The sequence below is a fragment of the Acinetobacter sp. YH01019 genome (genome assembly GCF_013420285.1).
GTDB classification, from domain to species: Bacteria; Pseudomonadota; Gammaproteobacteria; order Pseudomonadales; family Moraxellaceae; genus Acinetobacter; species Acinetobacter gandensis.
The window spans coordinates 1-1,361 of record NZ_VOYM01000179.1 but is presented as its reverse complement, the minus strand read 5'-3'; the positions used below and the strand labels follow the sequence as shown (position 1 = coordinate 1,361).

The window sequence follows — 1,361 nt, the reverse complement described above, 5'->3', positions numbered from 1 at the left end:
GCTGGTCCATTCTGCTATTCTCCAAACGTTCTATTTCCTCTGCGTCATGACCTCAGGCATACTGCGGTCATGAAAATGCTGCCTGATTTAAGCCAACTGACCCATGAACAACTGCTGGAATTTACCCAGCAGTTGGCAATGCAGCATCAACAACTCGCAGAAGATAAACAACAATTAGATACCAAAGCTCAGCATCTTGAAGTATCAAATCAACAATTAGGTACCAAAGTTCAGCATCTTGAAGTCACCAATCAACAATTAGATTCTAAAGTTCAGCATCTTTCCATTCTCACTCAAAAATACGAGCATGAACTTGCGCTGTTTAAAAAGCACAAATTCGGCAGTAAAAACGAACATCTCACCGCAAAACAAATCCATCTCTGGGATGAAGCGGTCGAAGAAGATATTGCAGCCGTTGATCTGGAATTAGAACGATTAAATGCAGGTAAAACCGATGCAGCGACACAGAAAGCTCTCGTCAATAAACCTAAACGTCGACTGCTGCCCGATCATCTACACACCATTCGTATTGAGCATGAACCAGCATCAACCCAATGCAGTTGTGGCTGCCAGTTACGTCGTATCGGCGAAGATATCAGTGAAAAACTGCATTTCAGACCGGCACAGTTCTATAAGGAACAGCATGTGCGTGGCAAATGGGTCTGTGATCAGTGTGACACCCTGACTCAGCAAGCGATGCCTGCCTATGTGATTGATAAAGGCATTGCTTCACCTGAACTGCTCAGCCATGTGCTGGTATCGAAGTATGCCGATCATTTGCCGCTGTACCGTCAGCGCCTGATCTATCAGCGGGCGGGCATTGATCTGTCCAGATCTACTTTATCTGACTGGATTGGTCGCTGCGGTGTGGAACTGGAACCTCTGGCCAATGCCTTAAAACAGGTGGTGCTGCAACAGCGGGTGATCCATGCCGATGAAACACCAGTCACCATTATGCGGATGGGTGATGATGAGAAAAAACCGAAGAAAGGTTATGTCTGGGCCTATGCCACCACACAGTACAATCCAGTTCAAGCAGTGATCTATGACTTTCAAGATAGTCGTTCAGGCCAGCATGCTGAAGAGTTCTTGAAAGGCTGGCAGGGCTATCTGGTCTGTGATGATTACAGTGGTTATAAAGCACGCTTTAAATCAGGCCAGGTCATTGAGGTGGGCTGCATGGCCCATGCACGTCGTAAATTCCATGAACTGCATGTGACCGGGAAAAGTCAGGTCGCTGAACAGGCATTACTGATGATTCAGAAACTGTATGCGATAGAAGCAGAACTCAGGAAAAAGACCGATAGTACAGCAGAACACCGCCGCGAATACCGACAACAGCACAGCCAACCGGTGATGCA

General features: G+C 46.8%; 1 protein-coding gene. It reads left to right on the top strand.

Features of this window, described 5'->3' with window-relative positions:
- Positions 1 to 69: 69 nt before the first annotated feature.
- Positions 70 to 1,361, top strand: a 1,292-nt coding sequence (locus FTT84_RS17790; protein WP_180082032.1) for an IS66 family transposase, incomplete at its 3' end; no start/stop codon positions are given.